The 18,125-nt window shown below is 53.5% G+C and carries 15 protein-coding genes; 10 read left to right on the forward strand and 5 right to left on the reverse strand.

Features of this window, described 5'->3' with window-relative positions; translation table 11 throughout:
- Nucleotides 1–55 precede the first annotated feature (55 nt).
- The 6 genes from dapA (at nucleotide 56) to ypfH (ending at nucleotide 6,608) form a co-directional block, all read left to right on the forward strand.
- Nucleotides 56–934 carry a 4-hydroxy-tetrahydrodipicolinate synthase gene (gene dapA / locus FDX24_RS13700; protein WP_137364478.1) on the forward strand — a complete coding sequence of 293 codons (879 nt, stop codon included), beginning with the start codon at nucleotides 56–58 and terminating at the stop codon, nucleotides 932–934.
- A gap of 16 nt (nucleotides 935–950) precedes the next feature.
- On the forward strand, nucleotides 951–1,985 hold the full coding sequence (gene bamC, locus FDX24_RS13705) for an outer membrane protein assembly factor BamC (RefSeq protein ID WP_048210947.1): 1,035 nt from the start codon (nucleotides 951–953) through the stop codon (nucleotides 1,983–1,985).
- Between the two features lie 111 nt (nucleotides 1,986–2,096).
- Nucleotides 2,097–2,810: a phosphoribosylaminoimidazolesuccinocarboxamide synthase gene (gene purC / locus FDX24_RS13710; RefSeq protein ID WP_003835086.1), complete on the forward strand. Its 714-nt coding sequence runs from the start codon at nucleotides 2,097–2,099 to the stop codon at nucleotides 2,808–2,810.
- A gap of 128 nt (nucleotides 2,811–2,938) precedes the next feature.
- The gene (locus FDX24_RS13715) at nucleotides 2,939–3,805 is read left to right on the forward strand and encodes a neutral zinc metallopeptidase (protein ID WP_137364479.1); all 867 of its coding nucleotides are present in this window, start codon (nucleotides 2,939–2,941) and stop codon (nucleotides 3,803–3,805) included.
- A gap of 15 nt (nucleotides 3,806–3,820) precedes the next feature.
- Nucleotides 3,821–5,836: a tRNA(Met) cytidine acetyltransferase TmcA gene (locus FDX24_RS13720; RefSeq protein WP_137364480.1), complete on the forward strand. Its 2,016-nt coding sequence runs from the start codon at nucleotides 3,821–3,823 to the stop codon at nucleotides 5,834–5,836.
- A gap of 73 nt (nucleotides 5,837–5,909) precedes the next feature.
- Nucleotides 5,910–6,608 (forward strand): esterase, encoded by a 699-nt coding sequence (gene ypfH, locus FDX24_RS13725; protein ID WP_048210950.1) that lies wholly within the window; start codon nucleotides 5,910–5,912, stop codon nucleotides 6,606–6,608.
- A 98-nt stretch (nucleotides 6,609–6,706) separates the two neighbouring features.
- Here the strand turns inward: ypfH and FDX24_RS13730 are convergent, their stop codons facing one another.
- Genes FDX24_RS13730 through FDX24_RS13740 form a run of 3 tightly spaced genes read right to left on the reverse strand, consistent with a single transcriptional unit; the run spans nucleotide 6,707 to nucleotide 8,422 of the window.
- Nucleotides 6,707–6,907 carry a YpfN family protein gene (locus tag FDX24_RS13730; RefSeq protein ID WP_003835080.1) on the reverse strand — a complete coding sequence of 67 codons (201 nt, stop codon included), beginning with the start codon at nucleotides 6,905–6,907 and terminating at the stop codon, nucleotides 6,707–6,709.
- A gap of 27 nt (nucleotides 6,908–6,934) precedes the next feature.
- A complete protein-coding gene (gene dapE / locus FDX24_RS13735) occupies nucleotides 6,935–8,062 on the reverse strand; it encodes a succinyl-diaminopimelate desuccinylase (protein ID WP_061068318.1) in 1,128 nt (375 codons plus the stop codon).
- Nucleotides 8,063–8,065: 3 nt separating this feature from the next.
- Nucleotides 8,066–8,422 (reverse strand): ArsC family reductase, encoded by a 357-nt coding sequence (locus FDX24_RS13740; protein WP_115601680.1) that lies wholly within the window; start codon nucleotides 8,420–8,422, stop codon nucleotides 8,066–8,068.
- Nucleotides 8,423–8,810: 388 nt separating this feature from the next.
- Between FDX24_RS13740 and ypfM the strand changes: the two genes are divergently transcribed.
- Nucleotides 8,811–8,870, forward strand: a complete 60-nt coding sequence (gene ypfM / locus FDX24_RS13745; RefSeq protein ID WP_001386977.1) for a protein YpfM — start codon at nucleotides 8,811–8,813, stop codon at nucleotides 8,868–8,870.
- A gap of 74 nt (nucleotides 8,871–8,944) precedes the next feature.
- Here the strand turns inward: ypfM and acrD are convergent, their stop codons facing one another.
- A complete protein-coding gene (gene acrD, locus FDX24_RS13750; protein WP_137364481.1) occupies nucleotides 8,945–12,058 on the reverse strand; it encodes a multidrug efflux RND transporter permease AcrD in 3,114 nt (1,037 codons plus the stop codon).
- Nucleotides 12,059–12,242: 184 nt separating this feature from the next.
- On the reverse strand, nucleotides 12,243–13,940 hold the full coding sequence (gene narQ, locus FDX24_RS13755) for a nitrate/nitrite two-component system sensor histidine kinase NarQ (protein ID WP_048210954.1): 1,698 nt from the start codon (nucleotides 13,938–13,940) through the stop codon (nucleotides 12,243–12,245).
- A gap of 264 nt (nucleotides 13,941–14,204) precedes the next feature.
- Between narQ and aegA the strand changes: the two genes are divergently transcribed.
- The 3 genes from aegA to FDX24_RS13770 all read left to right on the forward strand — a co-directional run bounded on the left by aegA (nucleotide 14,205) and on the right by FDX24_RS13770 (nucleotide 18,084).
- Nucleotides 14,205–16,184, forward strand: a complete 1,980-nt coding sequence (aegA, locus tag FDX24_RS13760; RefSeq protein WP_137364482.1) for a formate-dependent uric acid utilization protein AegA — start codon at nucleotides 14,205–14,207, stop codon at nucleotides 16,182–16,184.
- Nucleotides 16,185–16,340: 156 nt separating this feature from the next.
- Nucleotides 16,341–16,916, forward strand: coding sequence for a GDP-mannose pyrophosphatase NudK (gene nudK / locus FDX24_RS13765; RefSeq protein ID WP_137364483.1), 576 nt, complete (start codon nucleotides 16,341–16,343; stop codon nucleotides 16,914–16,916).
- A 124-nt stretch (nucleotides 16,917–17,040) separates the two neighbouring features.
- Nucleotides 17,041–18,084: a DUF1176 domain-containing protein gene (locus FDX24_RS13770; protein WP_048212548.1), complete on the forward strand. Its 1,044-nt coding sequence runs from the start codon at nucleotides 17,041–17,043 to the stop codon at nucleotides 18,082–18,084.
- Nucleotides 18,085–18,125: the final 41 nt, after the last annotated feature.

Raw genomic sequence — 18,125 nt, forward strand, 5'->3', positions numbered from 1 at the left:
TTTATTGTCGTACCAAACGTACCATTGAGACACTTGTTTGCACAGAGGATGGCCCATGTTCACGGGAAGTATTGTCGCGCTTATTACGCCGATGGATGAGAAAGGTAAAGTCTGCCGGTCGAGCCTGAAAAAACTGATTGATTATCATGTCGCCAGCGGCACCTCGGCGATCGTTTCGGTTGGCACCACCGGTGAGTCCGCTACCCTGAGTCATGATGAACATGGCGATGTGGTAATGATGACGCTGGAGCTGGCCGATGGGCGTATTCCGGTTATTGCCGGAACGGGCGCCAATGCGACCGCAGAAGGCATTAGTCTGACGCAGCGTTTTAACGACAGCGGTGTTGTCGGCTGCCTGACGGTGACGCCTTACTACAACCGCCCAACTCAGGAAGGTTTGTTCCAGCATTTCAAAGCCATCGCGGAACATACTGACCTGCCGCAAATTCTGTATAATGTGCCGTCCCGTACCGGCTGCGATATGCTGCCGGAAACCGTGGGTCGCCTGGCGAAGGTAAAAAATATTGTCGCTATCAAAGAGGCCACAGGGAACTTAAGTCGTGTTCACCAGATCAAAGAGCTGGTTTCAGACGATTTTATTCTGCTTAGCGGTGATGATGCGACCGGACTGGACTTCATGCAGCTTGGTGGTCATGGCGTGATTTCCGTAACGGCTAACGTTGCGGCACGCGATATGGCCGAAATGTGCAAACTGGCGGCACAAGGGCATTTTGCCGAGGCGCGGGTGATCAACCAACGTCTGATGCCGTTACACAACAAACTATTTGTCGAACCCAATCCTATCCCAGTGAAATGGGCATGTAAGGAGTTGGGACTTGTGGCGACCGATACGCTACGTTTGCCGATGACGCCAATCACGGACAATGCTCGTGATATCGTCAAAGCGGCGCTTAAGCATGCCGGTTTGCTGTAAAGTTTAGGGAGATTTGATGGCTTACTCAGTACAAAAGTCGCGCCTGGCCAAGGTTGCGGGTGTTTCGCTTGTTATGTTGCTCGCGGCCTGTAGTTCTGACTCGCGCTATAAGCGCCAGGTGAGCGGTGATGAATCCTATCTGGAGGCCGCACCGCTTGCTGAGCTTCACGCGCCAGCTGGGATGATTCTGCCGGTTATGACCGGCGACTATAACATCCCGGTAACCAACGGCAGCGGTGCCGTGGGTAAAGCGCTGGATATTCGCCCACCGGCTCAGCCGTTAGCATTAGTTACTGGCGCCCGTACTCAGATCGCGGGCGATACAGCGACATTGCTGGTGGAAAATGGTCGTGGCAACACGCTGTGGCCGCAGGTCGTGAGCGTTGTTCAGTCTAAAAACTACACCATCGCCAAACGTGATGATGCCAGCCAGACGCTGACTACCGATTGGGTTGACTGGAACCGTCTGGATGAAGACGAACAGTACCGTGGGCGTTATCAAATCTCGGTTAAACCGCAGGGCTATCAGCAAGCGGTGACGGTGAAACTGATTAACCTCGAGCAGGCAGGTAAACCGGTAGCCGATGCGGCATCAATGCAGCGTTACAGCGCTGAGATGATGAACGTTATCTCTGCTGGTCTGGATAAGAACGCCACCGACGCCGCGAATGCCGCGCAGAACCGTTCTGCCGCGACTATGGACGTTCAGAGTGCTGCAGATGACACCGGTTTACCGATGCTGGTGGTACGTGGACCGTTCAACGTGGTATGGCAGCGTCTGCCGGCAGCGCTGGAAAAAGTGGGGATGAAAGTGACCGACAGCACCCGTTCTCAGGGCAGCATCGCTGTGACTTACAAACCACTGTCAGACAGTAACTGGCAGGAGCTGGGCGCGAGCGATCCGGGTCTGGTATCCGGCGACTACAAACTGCAGGTCGGTGATTTAGACAACCGCAGTAGTTTGCAGTTTATCGATCCTAAGGGGCATACCCTGACGCAAAGCCAGAACGACGCGCTGGTCGCCGTCTTCCAGGCAGCGTTCAGTAAGTAAAAATAAAGGGCTGGATAACTCCAGCCCTTTTTTTCTGATATGATACGCAAACGTGTGCGTCGGCAGAAAAACGCAATATTTATCGTTAATTCACACCCAGGAGTAATAAAGATGCAAAAGCAAGCTGAGTTGTATCGTGGTAAAGCGAAGACCGTATACAGCACGGAAAACCCGGACCTGTTGGTGCTCGAATTCCGCAATGATACGTCAGCAGGGGATGGCGCGCGCATTGAACAGTTTGACCGTAAAGGTATGGTGAATAACAAATTCAACCATTTCATTATGACCAAACTGCAAGAAGCAGGCATTCCTACCCAGATGGAGCGACTGCTATCCGATACTGAATGTCTGGTGAAAAAACTGGAGATGGTACCGGTTGAATGTGTGGTACGTAACCGCGCGGCAGGCTCACTGGTTAAGCGTTTAGGCGTTGAGGAAGGTATTGAACTGAATCCGCCGTTGTTTGATCTGTTCCTGAAAAACGATGCTATGCACGATCCAATGATTAACGATTCCTATTGCGAAACTTTTGGTTGGGTGAGCAAAGAGAATCTGGCACGTATGAAAGAGCTGACTTACAAAGCCAACGACGTGCTGAAAAAGATGTTTGATGATGCTGGTCTGATTCTGGTCGACTTCAAACTTGAGTTTGGCTTGTACAAAGGCGAAGTCGTGCTGGGCGACGAATTCTCACCGGACGGTAGCCGTCTGTGGGACAAAGAAACACTGGATAAAATGGACAAAGATCGCTTCCGCCAGAGTCTGGGCGGCCTGATCGAAGCCTATGAAGCTGTCGCGCATCGTCTGGGTGTGAAGTTAGACTAACGCCCCCCTGAGCCGGCGATCGCTCTCCGGCTCATCAATCCCGCCGATTTTGATTACTGTTTCTTATGGTAATCCTGTTCCGAACCGCCTACGATCATCATCATAATGAATAAAAAGTTGAGGTGATTATGCGCTGGCAAGGGCGTCGTGAAAGTGACAATGTGGAAGACAGACGAAACAGCGCCGGCGGCGGCCCTTCTATGGGCGGACCGGGTTTTCGTTTGCCCAGTGGTAAAGGCGGCATCATCCTGCTGATTGTGGTGCTTGTCGCGGGCTATTATGGCGTGGATCTTACCGGATTAATGACCGGCCAACCTGTATCCCAACAGCAATCATCACACTCCATTAGCCCAAATGATGATGAAGCGGCAAAATTCACCTCGGTGATACTGGCAACGACCGAAGATACCTGGGGGCAGCAGTTTGAAAAAATGGGCCAGACCTACCAACAGCCGAAGCTGGTGATGTATCGTGGCGCGACGCGTACCGGCTGCGGTGCGGGCCAGTCCGTGATGGGGCCGTTTTATTGCCCGGCGGATGGTACGGTGTATATCGACCTCTCATTCTATGATGACATGAAAAACAAGCTGGGCGCTGATGGCGATTTTGCTCAGGGCTATGTCATTGCGCACGAAGTGGGCCACCATGTGCAAAAACTACTGGGCATTGAACCGAAAGTTCGTCAGATGCAGCAAAATGCCTCTCAGGCCGAAGTGAATCGCCTTTCCGTTCGTATGGAGCTGCAGGCAGATTGCTTTGCCGGTGTCTGGGGTCACAGTATGCAGCAGCAGGGTGTACTTGAATCTGGCGATCTGGAAGAGGCGCTAAACGCCGCTCAGGCCATTGGTGATGATCGTTTGCAACAGCAGGGGCAAGGGCGCGTTGTGCCCGATAGTTTTACTCACGGCACCTCGCAGCAACGTTACACCTGGTTTAAACGCGGCTTTGACAGTGGCGATCCGGGACAATGTAATACCTTTGGCAAAGGCATTTAAGATATTGAGGCAGGGATGTCTGACAATGCAGCACTGAGTGCGCTCACTGAACGCATGGCCAGAGAAGGAATCCGTCGTCTGCTGGTCATCAGCGGCGAAGAAAACTGGTGCCAGGCGCAAGCGTTAGCGCTACGCAAAACATTGCCCGGCGACTGGCTGTGGGTAGGGGCAACAGCCCCCGCAGAGCCAGGTTGCACACCACAGGCGCTGCAAACGTTACTGGGGCGCGAGTTTCGTCATGCGGTTTTCGACGCCGGAAAGGGATTTGACGCGGCGGCGTTTGCCGCACTCAGCGGCACGCTCCGCGCCGGGAGTTGGCTGGTGTTGCTGACCCCACCCTGGCAGGCCTGGCAAACGTCTCCGGACATGGATTCCCTGCGCTGGAGCGACTGCGCCGAACCTATCCCAACACCGCACTTTGTTGAACACTTCAGGCGAGCCGTGACTCGTGAAGGGGAAACGTTGCACTGGCAACAGCATCAGGCGAAATCCTATCCGCACTTTCCTGTACGGGCAGACTGGCAGGCGGCAAACGGCGATCCCCTGCCGGAACAGGCGAAGATTTTACATCATTTGCTGGATATGCCTCCGGGTGTGGTTGCGGTGACCGCCGCGCGTGGCCGGGGTAAATCTGCGCTGGCAGGACAGTTGATTTCGCGCATGACGGGGACGGCTATTGTTACCGCTCCGGCGAAAGCGGCAACGGATGTACTGGCGCAATTTGCTGGGGAACGCTACTGCTTTTTGGCGCCGGACGCGCTGTTAAGCAGTACTGCAACTGCAGACTGGCTGATCGTGGATGAAGCCGCCGCGATCCCCGCGCCGCTGCTACACCAACTGGTGGCGCGTTTTCCCCGAACAATGTTAACCACCACCGTTCAGGGCTATGAAGGAACTGGCAGAGGGTTTTTGTTGAAATTCTGCGCTCGCTTCCCCTATCTGCGGCGCTATGAACTGCAGCAGCCCATCAGGTGGGCTCTGGGGTGCCCGCTGGAAAAAATCGTCAGCGAGGCACTGGTGTTCGACGACGAAACCTTTTCGCATCCCCCTCAGGGCAATATCCACTTCTCTGCCTTTGAGTCGACCGCCTGGCATCGCAATCCGCATCTGCCTCTGGCGGTCTACCAACTGCTTTCCGGGGCGCATTACCGTACCTCACCGCTGGACCTGCGACGCATGATGGATGCACCGGGTCAGCATTTTCTGCATGCTTCGGTTGCGGGCTCGGTTGCGGGAGCCGTCTGGTTGGTCGATGAAGGGGGATTATCCGCAGAATTAAGCCAGGCCGTTTGGGCAGGATATCGCCGGCCAAGAGGCAATCTGGTTGCGCAGTCACTGGCGGCGCATGGCAGCGATCCTCTGGCCGCAACGCTGGTTGGCCGGCGGGTTAGCCGTATTGCGGTTCATCCCGCTCGCCAGCGGGAAGGTATCGGGCAACAACTGATTATGCAGGCCCATCAGTATTCCTCGCAGTGTGACTATCTTTCCGTCAGTTTTGGTTATACGGCCGAATTGTGGCGTTTTTGGCAGCGATGCGGTTTTGTCATGGTGCGAATGGGGAATCATCGTGAAGCCAGCAGCGGGTGCTATACGGCAATGGCGTTGCTTCCCATCAGTGATGCCGGGCAGCGTCTGGCTGAGCGGGAGCATCAGCGATTGCGTCGCGATGCGGCGATCCTCGCACAATGGAATGATGAGTGTATCCCGGTCGTCCCACTGAAAGAGTCTACGCTTAATGATGATGACTGGGATGAGCTGGCAGGGTTTGCCTTCGCGCATCGGCCGTTACTCACCTCACTCGGTTGCTTAAGCCGTCTTCTCCAGCACTGTGAACAGCCTCTTCCGGCGCTGCGTGGGCGTTTACAGGAAAAATGCAGTGACGCAGAACTGTGCAAGCGGCTGAAGGTCTCGGGGCGCAAAGCATTGCTGCTGGTTCAGCGTGAGGAGGCGGCACAGGCGTTAGCGCAGTTGGATACCGAACGTCAGCAACGGTTACGTAATCGCATTATGCAATGGCAATTTTTTCACTAACTTCTTCAATTTCCTGGCATGGTCATTGCGGTTAAGCGGCGTAGAATAATTCTCATCAGTTAAGGAGATCGCCATGAAACATGACCATTTTGTTGTTCAAAGTCCCGATAAACCCGCTCAACAGCTACTGTTGCTGTTTCATGGGGTCGGCGATAACCCGGTTGCCATGGGCGAAATTGGTTCCTGGTTTGCACCACTGTTTCCGGACGCGCTGATTGTCAGTATTGGTGGCGCTGAGCCTTATAGCGCTGCCGGTGGGCGTCAATGGTTTTCTGTTCAGGGTGTAACAGAAGAGAACCGTCAGGCGCGTATTGATGCCATCATGCCGGTGTTTATCGAAACCGTTCGCTATTGGCAGAAACAGAGTGGTGTGTCACCTCAGGCCACCGCGCTGATTGGCTTTTCGCAAGGGGCGATTATGTCACTCGAGAGTATTAAAGCTGAGCCAGGGCTGGCATCGCGGGTCATTGCCTTTAATGGTCGTTACGCCACCTTGCCGGAAGCCGCTACCACCGCGACCACAGTGCATTTGATTCACGGCGGTGAAGATCGGGTGATTGAGTTATCTCATGCGGTTGCTGCGCAGGAAGCGTTAATTCGTGCAGGTGGGGATGTGACTCTGGATATCGTCGAAAATCTGGGGCACGCCATTGATGAGCACAGCATGCAGTTCGCGCTTGATCATCTGCGCTTTACCGTACCGAAGCACTACTTTGATGAAGCGCTGAGCGGTGGTAAGCCTCACGATGATGATGTGATTGAAATGATCTGATTGATAACCGTAGGCCGGATAAGGCGAAGCCGCCATCCGGCATGACAGTCAGTGATAGTGCCGGATAGCAACGTGATATGTGTTATCCGGCCTCCAAATTATTTCTTCGGCTGATCCTTATTCGGCCAATCGTCGTCATCGTCCCATTTATCGTTAAAATCACGATGCGGGGGAAGTTCCGGCTTATTGGCGAGAAACTTCTTGTGGTCGACACGCTTAAGATCTTTGATCACATTCAGCAGTACCCCCACCAGAAACACCAGCACTAAAATCCACCAATATTTTGCCAGCCAGTCCATGCTCATTTCCTCTTGCAGGAACACTCATCAGGCGACGAGTTGTTCCATGATACGTTGATACATACGGGCAAGCAGCTGCAGGTCGGCGGCATTGACGCATTCATTTATTTTATGAATGGTGGCATTGACCGGCCCAAGTTCCACCACCTGTGCCCCCATGCGGGCAATAAAGCGCCCGTCGGATGTCCCGCCTGTCGTCAGTAACTGCGGTTTAATCTCATTATAGTGCTCAATGGCGTTCACCACTGCATCCACCAGTTTACCGCGTTCGGTCAGGAACGGTTGACCGGAAAGCCACCAGTCTACTGTGTAACGCAGTTGGTGCTTGTCCAACAGTTCCAATACCCGCGACTTAATCATTTCGTCGTTTAATTCGGTGCTGAAACGGAAGTTGAACTGAATAAACAGTTCGCCAGGGATGACGTTGTTGCTGCCCGTGCCCGCCTGAATATTGGCAATCTGCATGCTGGTTGCCGGGAAGAACTCATTGCCTTGATCCCACTCAATCGCCACCAGCTCATTGAGCATTGGCGCAGCCCGGTGCACCGGGTTATCGGCCAGATGTGGGTAGGCTACGTGGCCCTGCACGCCATGAATGGTCAGGTTGCAGGTCAGTGAACCACGACGTCCATTTTTCACCACGTCACCGACGATTTCGGTGCTGGACGGCTCACCGACCAGGCAATAATCCAGCCGCTCATTACGCGCCATCAGCGTTTCAACCACCTTCACGGTGCCGTTTTTAGCGCTGGCTTCTTCGTCAGAGGTTATCAAAAACGCCAGACGACCCTGATGGTCTGGATGCTGTGCGACAAAACGCTCTGCGGCCACGACCATTGCCGCCAGCGAACCTTTCATATCGGCTGCACCGCGTCCGAACAGCATGCCGTCGCGAATGGTCGGTTCAAACGGCGGATTGATCCACCGATCAACATCGCCTGCGGGCACTACGTCGGTGTGACCGGCAAATGCCAGGGTCTCACCTTTTCCGCGCCATGCCCAAAAATTCTGTGTGTCACCAAAATCCATTCGCTCAACGGTAAAACCTACCGCACGCAGGCGTTCAATCATTAACGCCTGGCACCCGGCATCATCCGGGCTCAGAGATGGACGGCGAATAAGCTGCTGTGTCAGCTCAATAACCGGGCACGACATAGATTACACCTCATTAAAAAACTGCGTATAACTGGATTCGCTGAAACCAAGCAGCATAGGCTTACCCGGCGCGCAGAGCAATGGGCGTTTGATAATTGCAGGCATTTCAATCATCAATGAGGCGGCAGCAGTGGCATTAGTGATTTGATTACGCGTTGCTTCATCCAGTTTGCGCCAGGTGGTTCCCCGCGTATTGAGCAGCGCCTCCCAGCCTAACTCGTTGATAAAGGACTGTAACAGCGTGTTGTCCAGACCGTCGACACGATAATCATGGAAGCGGTAGTCAATACCCTGCGTTTCCAGCCAGCGTCGGGCCTTTTTAATTGTATCGCAATTCTTAATGCCGTAGAGGGTGATCATGTGAATCCTTATTAACGTATTTTGAATACTTATTCTTGTATTCTCGCGTTTCTGATAATACATATTGTCATTCATTCGTTATAGAAAAATATAACATTGTTGAACAACGGTGAATAATGATTCCTGAAAGTTCCAAAATTTCACGTCGATCGGTATTTCAGAATTAACCTGTTTGCATCAGTCTGTTTTTCCATCAAAATTGTCAAAGTCGTAGATTATGTGTGAATATTTCAAAATATTGCAGTGAGTCACATAAAATTTATGGGTATAGCGCATAGTGATGACATGACCCCAAGCACTGGAGGATGTAATCACAACCATCGGTTAAATTATCTTCTTTTAATGAGGATGATTTCGTAGAATGCTCATAATAATAAGAGAGGTTGTTATGATTGAACGTGAACTGGGGAACTGGAAAGACTTTATCGAAGTGATGCTTCGTAAATAATTTTCTGGAAGAAATTCATATCCTGCAAAGGATGAAAAAGGCGACTCATCGTAAGTCGCCTTTTTTGTGCCCGATTATTCCGGGCGTGGTTTCAACGGGAAGCGTCTGCGTACCAGCACAAAGAACAGAGGCACGAAGTAAATCGCCAGGATCGTGGCTGAAATCATCCCGCCCATTACGCCAGTCCCCACCGCATGCTGGCCGCCGGAGCCAGCACCACTGCTGATTGTCATCGGCAGTACCCCGAAGATAAACGCCAGCGACGTCATCAGAATCGGACGCAAGCGCTGGCGACAGGCATGCAGTGTGGCATCGAGCAGATCGTGTCCTTTTTCGTTCATCTCATTGGCGAATTCAACAATCAATATCGCGTTCTTTGCCGAAAGCCCGATAACGGTGAGTAACCCGACCTGGAAGTACACATCGTTTTCCAGACCACGCATCCAGGTCGCCAACAGCGCGCCAATGACACCCAACGGTACGACCAGCATAACGGAGAACGGTACCGACCAGCTCTCGTACAGCGCAGCCAGACACAGGAACACGACCAACAGTGAAATAGCGTACAGGGCAGGAGCCTGAGATCCTGATAACCGTTCCTGATAAGACATCGCAGTCCATTCGAGGCCAAATCCGGTCGGCAACTGATGGACCAGCGATTCCATGATGTCCATCGCAGTACCAGTGCTGATGCCGGGGGCGGCTTCGCCGACGATCTCGACGGCGGAGTAGCCGTTATAGCGTTCCAGACGCGGTGAACCGGTTTCCCAGCGCGATGTGGCAAAGGCCGAGAAAGGCACCATGCCGCCGCTATTGTTGCGCACGTACCACAGGTTTATATCGTCCGGGAGCATGCGGTATTTTGCCGCAGCCTGGACGTAAACCTTCTTCACGCGGCCCCTGTCCATAAAGTCGTTTACGTAACTGGAGCCCCACGCCGTTTGCAATGTGTCGTTGATGTCATCAATGGAAACGCCCAGCGCCTGAGCTTTACGCTGATCGATATCAATTTGCAGTTGCGGACTGTCATCCAGGCCGTTATGACGAACACGGGTCAGTGAAGAGTCGTTCCCGGCAAGCTCAATTAATTTGTCGCGTGCGGCCATTAACGCGTCATGTCCCGCACCAGCGTGATCCTGCAGCTCCATATCGAAACCGGCAGAGCTTCCGAGGCCACTGATAGCCGGAGGGCTACTGGCGAAGACGCGGGCTTCTTTAATCTTATTGAAGGCTTTGGTTGCACGCTCGATAATGGCAAAGGAGGTACCGGTAGTGGTATCTCGCTCATCCCAGTCTTTTAAGCGGACAAACATACGCGCTACGTTTTGACCATTCCCGCCAGGGCCGGAACCGACCGTGGAAAAGACCGACATAATGTTGTCTTTCTCATGGGTGAAGTAATACTTCTCCACTTCCTCAACCACTTTCAACGTTTGCTGCTGCGTGGAGCCGCTCGGCAACTGTACAGAGGTGGTAAACATCCCGCGGTCTTCTAACGGCAAGAAGGACGTTGGCAGGCGCAGGAACAGGAACACCATGCCGCCAAGCAGCAGTCCGTAGATCAGTATCCAGCGCAGGCTGCGATGCAGGATCCGCGCAACGCCTTTTTCGTAACGCTCGGCGTTGCGGTTAAACATCCGATTAAACCAGCCGAAGAAGCCTGTTTGACCATGATGCTCACCTTTATGCAGCGGTTTAAGTAGCGTAGCGCACAGGGCAGGGGTCAGGATCATCGCCACCAGAACAGACAGCACCATTGCGGAGACGATAGTAATTGAGAACTGGCGGTAAATAGCCCCTGTCGTGCCACCGAAGAAGGCCATCGGGATAAACACCGCCGACAGCACCATGGCGATACCGACCAGCGCTCCCTGGATTTGCCCCATCGATTTTCGCGTCGCTTCACGCGGTGAGAGGCCTTCCTCACTCATAATACGCTCGACGTTTTCCACCACCACGATGGCATCATCGACCAGCAGGCCAATTGCCAGCACCATTGCAAACATTGTTAAGGTGTTAACGCTGTAGCCAAAACCATAAAGCACGGAGAAGGTGCCCATCAGGACGACGGGAACGGCGATGGTCGGGATAAGCGTGGCGCGGAAGTTTTGCAGGAACAGATACATCACGAGGAATACCAGCGCGATGGCTTCCAGCAGCGTTTTCACCACGTCGATAATTGAGGCTTTAACAAAGGAGGTGGTTTCATACGCGACCTTGTATTCCAGCCCGTGCGGGAAATACTGTGACAGTTCGTCAAGGCGGTTAAGCACCAGCTCTGCCGTTGCCATTTCATTGGCGCCGGAGGCCAGTTTCACCCCCAGACCGGAAGCCGGGTTGCCATTAAACCGGCTAAGGTAGTCGTACTTTTCCGCACCCATTTCAACCGTGGCGACGTCGCCCAGTTTAACTTCAGACCCGTCCTGGTTAACGCGAAGCGTAATTGCACGGAATTCATCCGGCGTTTGCAGCAGGGACTGGGCGTTGATCGTCGCATTTAGCGCCTGTTTGTCCACCGAAGGCGTACCGCCAAGCTGCCCAACCGCAATTTGCGCATTCTGTGATTCAATAGCGTCAGTCACATCTTTGGCGGTCATCTGAAAGCTGTTAAGTTTGGCCGGGTCGAGCCAGATACGCATCGAGTACTGTGAACCGTAAGCATCAATATCCCCTACACCGTTAATACGGCTAAGCGGGTCCTGAATATTACTCGCCACGTAGTCGGCGATGTCCTGCTTATCCATTGAGCCATCGGTGGAGACGAAGGCGATTGTCAGAATATTGGTGTCCCCGGTCTTACGCACCGTGACCCCCTGATCCTGTACCGCCTGCGGCAGCTTACGCATTGCCGATTGCAGCTGGTTTTGCACCTGCTGGACGGCCTCGTCAGGATCGGTTCCGGCAACGAAGCTAAGCGTCACCGTAGCCTGGCCTGTCCCGCTGCTCTGCGACGACATATACATCAGATTGTCGAGGCCGGTCATGTTCTGCTCGATCACCTGGGTGACGGTGTTTTCCAGAGTCTGAGCCGATGCGCCAGGATAGTTGGCGGTGACCCGCACGTTTGGCGGTGCCAGGTCGGGATATTGCTCAACGGGCAGCGAAAAAATAGCCAGGGCTCCTGTCAGGCACAACAGGATAGCTAACACCCAGGCAAAAATGGGGCGATCGATGAAAAAATTCGCCATTAAAAGAGGACCTCGTGTTTCTGCGTATCGTTATGGGTATGGCTTGCTTCACTTTAGCGGCAAGGTACGGGTCAAACGTGGAGAAAAAAAGAAGATAATGTAAATTATCATGCCCGTTTACAGCATACCTTTCGTGCCAACGCCGTCAGGCCTGGATCCAGACCCGACGGCGCTTTGCGGTTCTTTACGTTAGCTCACTGTCTGATTCAGCTGAACGGAAACTGATACTCACCAGCGTTCCCCCGCCGGAAGGTTGCGAGAAGGTCAGCGTACCGCTGAGTCTCTCTGCACGCTCACGCATGATATTCAGACCGTAGTGCCCCGTAGGCTCATGAGGCTCACCGATACCGACACCGTTATCACGGATATAAACGGTATGATTACCATCCGGCGCGGTCACACAGCTGACAGCAATTTCGCTGGCATTGGCATGCTTAATGGCATTCAGCACCGCTTCACGGACGATCTGTAACAGATGTACCTGCATTTGCGCGTCCAGTGCCAGTGTTGGCAGTCGACAATCGAGAGTCAGTTTAGCCGATGTTTGATTTTGCAACGTTTCCAGCATTTCATGCAGGGCAGAAGGCAAATCGGCCTGCTGTAAGGTCAGGCGGAAGGTGGTAAGCAGTTCGCGCAATTGGCGATAAGCATCATTCAGCGCCTGGGAGAAGTCCGCCATGATGCTTTGCGCCGGAACGTTATCCTGCGGAATAGCACGTTTCAGTAGCGTAAGCTGAATACGTAAATAAGAGAGCACCTGCGCCAGCGAGTCGTGCAGCTCGCGGGCGATAGTTGCTCGCTCTTCCATTAGCAGCAGTTGCTGAAAATGCTTTTGCGCCTGGTTGAAGTACAGCCCGCGCCCGAGCATAGTTGATACGCTGTTGAGCAGTGGTGTGGAAGCATTCACATTCGGGCTTTGCCAGTGCAGTTCACCGTAAACTGTATCTTGCATCGTGACGGGCAGGATCTGCATTGGCAGTTCAGGGCTTGCCGTTCCTTCGCTGATTCGCCAGTTATCACCGACGGTGAGCTCCAGGAAATACGCGGCGTCATGTTCGCGGACAATCTGTAAAATATGGCGGAAGCAGTACACGTCAATCTGGCTGGTATTCAGTGCCTGGGAACATTGATATAACACTTCCAGGCGGCGATTGGCTTCGTGGAGATCGTGGGTTTTCTCGGCGACGGAGGCTTCCAGTGAACGGTACAGCTTATGCAACTCACTCGACATCTGGCTAAACGTTTTTGCCAGTAATCCCAGTTCGTTGGGGAGTTGTGTATCCAGCGGTGAGATATCAAACCGACCGTGTTCAATATGCTGGCTGGCCATCACCAGCTTATTCAGCGGACGCACCACCTGCTGGCGAATACGCCGTAGCGTAAAGAAGACGAGGGTGAAGATGCCGATCCCCCCCGCCAGCGATATGCCAAAAACCAACATCACCTTGCGTTCGGCATAATGCTGAAGTGCCAGCACGAAGAGATCGATTTGATCGACATAGCTATTGATATTGGCCTGGTACCATTTTAAATCGCCATCGATCAGACGGGCGTTCATTTCCAGCCAGTTGGCATGCAGGCGGCCATAGCGGCTTTTTACCGCTTGCGGGACATACCATGCGTTCAGATTTTGTAATGCGGGCGAGTTTAACGCCTGCTGGAAAAGCTGGCGGTGAGCGTTGAGCTGTGGGCTTTGGCTTTGCAGATCGTAACCCAAACGGTAGCTTTGCATGCGCAATGAGCCCGCAACGTTGATGGCCTCAGCATCCCGCAAGCTGCTGGTCAGCGTAAGCAGTGCAATACCCGTTGAGAGAATCGACAGCAACACTATATAGAAAAAAGCCTTAGCCAGGCTGGCTGAGACCGGACGCTTTACCGTCACTTGCGCACCCTCACACAATTCACGCCACGCTCCGACTCAACCTGAACGATTCAGCGTATTTGATAAATGTTAAAAAAGTAATCATGAAACTGATTGTTAAATGAAACACAATTTCATATTCGATGAAATAAATTGATCTGCCACAGGTTCTGGATAAATAGTTGTGCTTCCTGGGCAAATGAACATTGCCGCCCTCTTCAGGGTCGGTTAATAACAACAGTCATATAAAGAATAAGGTTTTCGCAACCAAAAAAGAAGGAAGCCATGAATCGTTTTATTATGGTCAATAGCCAACAGTGCCTGGGATGCCACGCCTGTGAGGTCGCCTGTGTCATGGCCCACAACGGCGAGCAGCATGTCCTGAGCCAACGGCATTTTCAGCCCCGAATTACTGTCATCAAGCATCAGCAACAACGCAGTGCAGTCACCTGCCACCACTGTGAAGATGCCCCCTGCGCCAGAAGTTGCCCGAATGGGGCCATTAGTCATGAGTACGACAGCGTTCAGGTAAATGCGCAAAAGTGTATTGGCTGCAAATCGTGCGCCGTGGCCTGTCCTTTTGGTACGATGCAGATCGTACTCACTCCGGTCGCTAAAGGAAAGGTAAAAGCAACGGCGCACAAATGCGACCTGTGTCATGGGCGTGAAGAGGGCCCGGCTTGCGTGGAGAACTGTCCGGCGCAGGCGTTGCAACTGGTGACGGAGAATTCGCTTACCGGTCTGTCAAAAGCGCGCAGGTTGCGTACCGCCAGTCTGGAAAGCCAGCCATGGCATACCAGCGCTACCGATTTTGTTCCACATATCATCACCAAACGTGAGCAAATGCAGGCGATGCCTGCGCGTGGCGAGCCGGATAAACTGCCGATTGAGGCGCGTAAAACCAGTTTTGAAGAGATCTATCTGCCGTTTCGCACAGTGCAGGCTGAACGGGAAGCGTCCCGCTGCCTGAAATGCGGCGACCACAGTATTTGCGAATGGACCTGTCCGTTGCATAACCACATCCCGCAGTGGATTGAACTGGTAAAAGCCGGGAATATCGATGCGGCGGTTGAGCTTTCACATCAAACCAACTGCTTGCCCGAAGTGACCGGGCGCGTGTGCCCGCAGGACCGACTCTGTGAAGGAGCCTGTACCGTGCGTAACGAGCATGGCGCGGTGACTATCGGTAATATTGAGCGTTACATCTCCGATCGGGCGCTGAGCAAAGGATGGCGACCCGACCTAAGCCATGTGCAGAAAGTCGATAAACGCGTTGCCATCATCGGCGCAGGTCCGGCGGGCCTGGCCTGCGCGGATGTGCTGGCGCGTAGCGGTATCAGCGCTACCGTGTACGATCGCCACCCCGAAATCGGCGGTTTGCTGACGTTCGGCATTCCGGCCTTCAAACTGGACAAATCGCTGCTGACGCGTCGCCGTGAAATCTTCAGCGCCATGGGTATTCATTTCGAGCTGAACTGTGAGGTCGGCAAGGACGTGGCGCTGGCCGCGTTACTCGAGGACTACGATGCCGTGTTTGTGGGCGTCGGGACTTATCGCTCGATGAAGGCAGATCTGCCGAATGAAGACGCGCCTGGCGTGTATGACGCGCTGCCGTTCCTGATTGCCAATACCAAGAAGGTGATGGGGCTGGACGAGTTGCCTGAAGAGCCGTTTATCGACACCGCAGGGCTGAACGTGGTCGTGCTGGGCGGCGGTGATACGGCGATGGATTGTGTACGTACCGCGCTGCGTCACGGTGCAAGCCAGGTGACCTGCGCCTATCGTCGTGATGAAGCCAACATGCCAGGTTCGAAAAAAGAGGTGAAGAACGCGCGTGAAGAGGGGGCCAATTTCGAGTTTAACGTCCAGCCGGTGGAGCTGGTGCTGAATGCCGACGGCCGCGTCAGCGGCGTGCGTTTCTTACGAACCCAGCTTGGTGAGCCTGATGCGCAGGGGCGTCGTCGCCCGGTTCCCATCGCCGGGAGTGAGTTTGTCATGCCAGCAGATGCGGTGATCATGGCGTTTGGTTTTCACCCGCATGGCATGCCGTGGCTCGAGAGTCAGGGTGTGAAGGTCGATAACTGGGGACGTATTGCCGCCGATGTTGAAAGCGCATACCGTTATCAAACCAGCAACCCGAAAATCTTTGCCGGTGGTGATGCGGTTCGCGGTGCGGATCTGGTTGTTACAGCGATGGCGGAAGGGCGGCATGCCGCACAAGGCATCATTGATTGGCTGGGTGTAAAATCAGTCAAATCTCACTAATCAGCGTCCAGGCCGGATAAAACGCGTTAGCGTTGCCATCCGGCAATGTGCCGGATGAATGCCTGATGGCGCTTTGCTTATCAGGCATTCATAGTTCCAGGACAAACCCGGTTTCACGGCGTAGTATTATTTCTCACTTCTCACCGTGGAGTCGGTATGTCGCAAAAAATCACCCTCATCAAAGATAAAGTCCTGTCCGATAACTACTTCATCCTGCGCAATATCACCTATGACCTGACCCGCAGCAATGGCGAGGTCATTCGCCACAAACGAGAGGTTTACGATCGCGGTAACGGCGCCACAGTTTTGCTGTATAACCCGGAGAAAAAAAACGTCGTGCTGACCCGTCAGTTTCGTATTGCGACCTGGGTTAACGGCAATGAAAGTGGACAATTGATTGAAGCCTGCGCCGGGTTGCTGGACAACGATGAGCCGGAAGTTTGCATTCGTAAAGAAGCCATTGAAGAGACTGGCTATGAAGTGGGCGAAGCACGGAAACTTTTTGAGTTATATATGTCGCCGGGTGGCGTGACGGAGATAATCCACTTTTTTATCGCGCAATACAGTGACAATCAGCGCGCAAATGCGGGTGGCGGTATTGAAGATGAGGATATTGAAGTACTGGAATTACCTTTTGAACAGGCACTGTCGATGATCAAAACGGGCGAGATTCGCGACGGGAAAACGGTGCTGCTACTGAACTACCTGCAATCGTCGCATCTTATGGATTAGCGATCAGGGCTTATATTTCTTTACAAAGATACAGGCCAATCCGACGATTCTTATTGAGCCTCATTAGTCGCGCAAGGAAGATACCGCCTGGGCTGTGTGTTTTGATTTCGGAGTTGTACCGTCCATGCGCTATCGCATTATTTTCGTGTTCCTGCTCGGCCTGCTACCGGCCCATTTGCTGTGGGCGGCGCCTGCGCAACAGGCGTTTGCTGACTGGCAGGTGACGTGCAATAACCAAAACTTCTGCGTTGCGCGAAATACGGGAGATCATCACGGTCTGGTGATGACCCTGAGCCGCAGCGCCGGGGCACATACCGATGCCGTGTTGCGTATTGAACTTGGCGGTATGGATTCTCCTGATGTCAAAGAGGCAGATATTGCGCCGCGCTTGCTGCTGGACGGCGCGCCACTCCCACTGGCCGGTGAACACTGGCGTCTTACGCCCTGGCATTTGATGACGGATGATCCGGCTACCATCGCTACATTTTTACAAGCCGTGCAGGATGCGAAAGCCATTACCCTGCAAAAAGGTACGCAAACGCTTTCTCTGTCTGGGCTGAAAGCAGCATTGTTGTTTATTGATGCGCAACAAAAGCGCGTCGGTAGCGAAACCGCCTGGATTGAGAAAGGTGACGAGCCGCCGCTCAGCGTTCCGCCAGCTCCCGCTCTGAAAGGTGTGGCGGTGGTTAATTCTACGCCAACGCCACTCACTCAACAGGAGCGTAATGAGCTGTTGGATTATGGCAACTGGCGGATCAATGGCATCCGCTGTTCACTCGATCCCATGCGTCGTGAGATGCGGGTTTTCGCCTTAACGGACGACAAAGCTCTGCTGATGATCGGCTGCGAAGCAGGGGCATACAACACGATCGATCTGGCATGGACCGTTTCTCGTACCACACCGTTTACCTCTCGCGCTGTACGTCTGAGCCTGCCATTTAAAACCGATGCTGACAGTACCGACATGGAGCTGACCAACGCTACGTTTGACGAGAAATCTCGCGAATTGGTCACTCTCGCCAAAGGGCGAGGTTTATCGGACTGCGGGATCCAGACTCGCTGGCGGTTTGACGGCCAGCGCTTTCGTTTGGTGCGTTACGCACAAGAGCCAAGCTGTGATAACTGGCATGGACCAGATGCCTGGCCCACGCTGTGGATTACGCGTTAATTTAATGCCGGATGCGACTGCGCCTTATACGGCCTGATGGT

Origin of the sequence: Citrobacter sp. wls716 (assembly GCF_005280975.1) — a bacterium.
In the GTDB taxonomy this organism is placed as follows: Bacteria; Pseudomonadota; Gammaproteobacteria; order Enterobacterales; family Enterobacteriaceae; genus Citrobacter; species Citrobacter youngae.

Coding starts and splice junctions, on each gene's coding strand:
- purC (WP_003835086.1), top strand. CDS start 2,097: ATGCAAAAGCAAGCTGAGTTGTATCGTGGTAAAGCGAAGACCGTATAC.
- acrD (WP_137364481.1), bottom strand. CDS start 12,058: ATGGCGAATTTTTTCATCGATCGCCCCATTTTTGCCTGGGTGTTAGCT.
- dapA (WP_137364478.1), top strand. CDS start 56: ATGTTCACGGGAAGTATTGTCGCGCTTATTACGCCGATGGATGAGAAA.
- FDX24_RS13720 (WP_137364480.1), top strand. CDS start 3,821: ATGTCTGACAATGCAGCACTGAGTGCGCTCACTGAACGCATGGCCAGA.
- bamC (WP_048210947.1), top strand. CDS start 951: ATGGCTTACTCAGTACAAAAGTCGCGCCTGGCCAAGGTTGCGGGTGTT.
- FDX24_RS13730 (WP_003835080.1), bottom strand. CDS start 6,907: ATGGACTGGCTGGCAAAATATTGGTGGATTTTAGTGCTGGTGTTTCTG.
- dapE (WP_061068318.1), bottom strand. CDS start 8,062: ATGTCGTGCCCGGTTATTGAGCTGACACAGCAGCTTATTCGCCGTCCA.
- FDX24_RS13770 (WP_048212548.1), top strand. CDS start 17,041: ATGCGCTATCGCATTATTTTCGTGTTCCTGCTCGGCCTGCTACCGGCC.
- FDX24_RS13740 (WP_115601680.1), bottom strand. CDS start 8,422: ATGATCACCCTCTACGGCATTAAGAATTGCGATACAATTAAAAAGGCC.
- aegA (WP_137364482.1), top strand. CDS start 14,205: ATGAATCGTTTTATTATGGTCAATAGCCAACAGTGCCTGGGATGCCAC.
- FDX24_RS13715 (WP_137364479.1), top strand. CDS start 2,939: ATGCGCTGGCAAGGGCGTCGTGAAAGTGACAATGTGGAAGACAGACGA.
- nudK (WP_137364483.1), top strand. CDS start 16,341: ATGTCGCAAAAAATCACCCTCATCAAAGATAAAGTCCTGTCCGATAAC.
- ypfH (WP_048210950.1), top strand. CDS start 5,910: ATGAAACATGACCATTTTGTTGTTCAAAGTCCCGATAAACCCGCTCAA.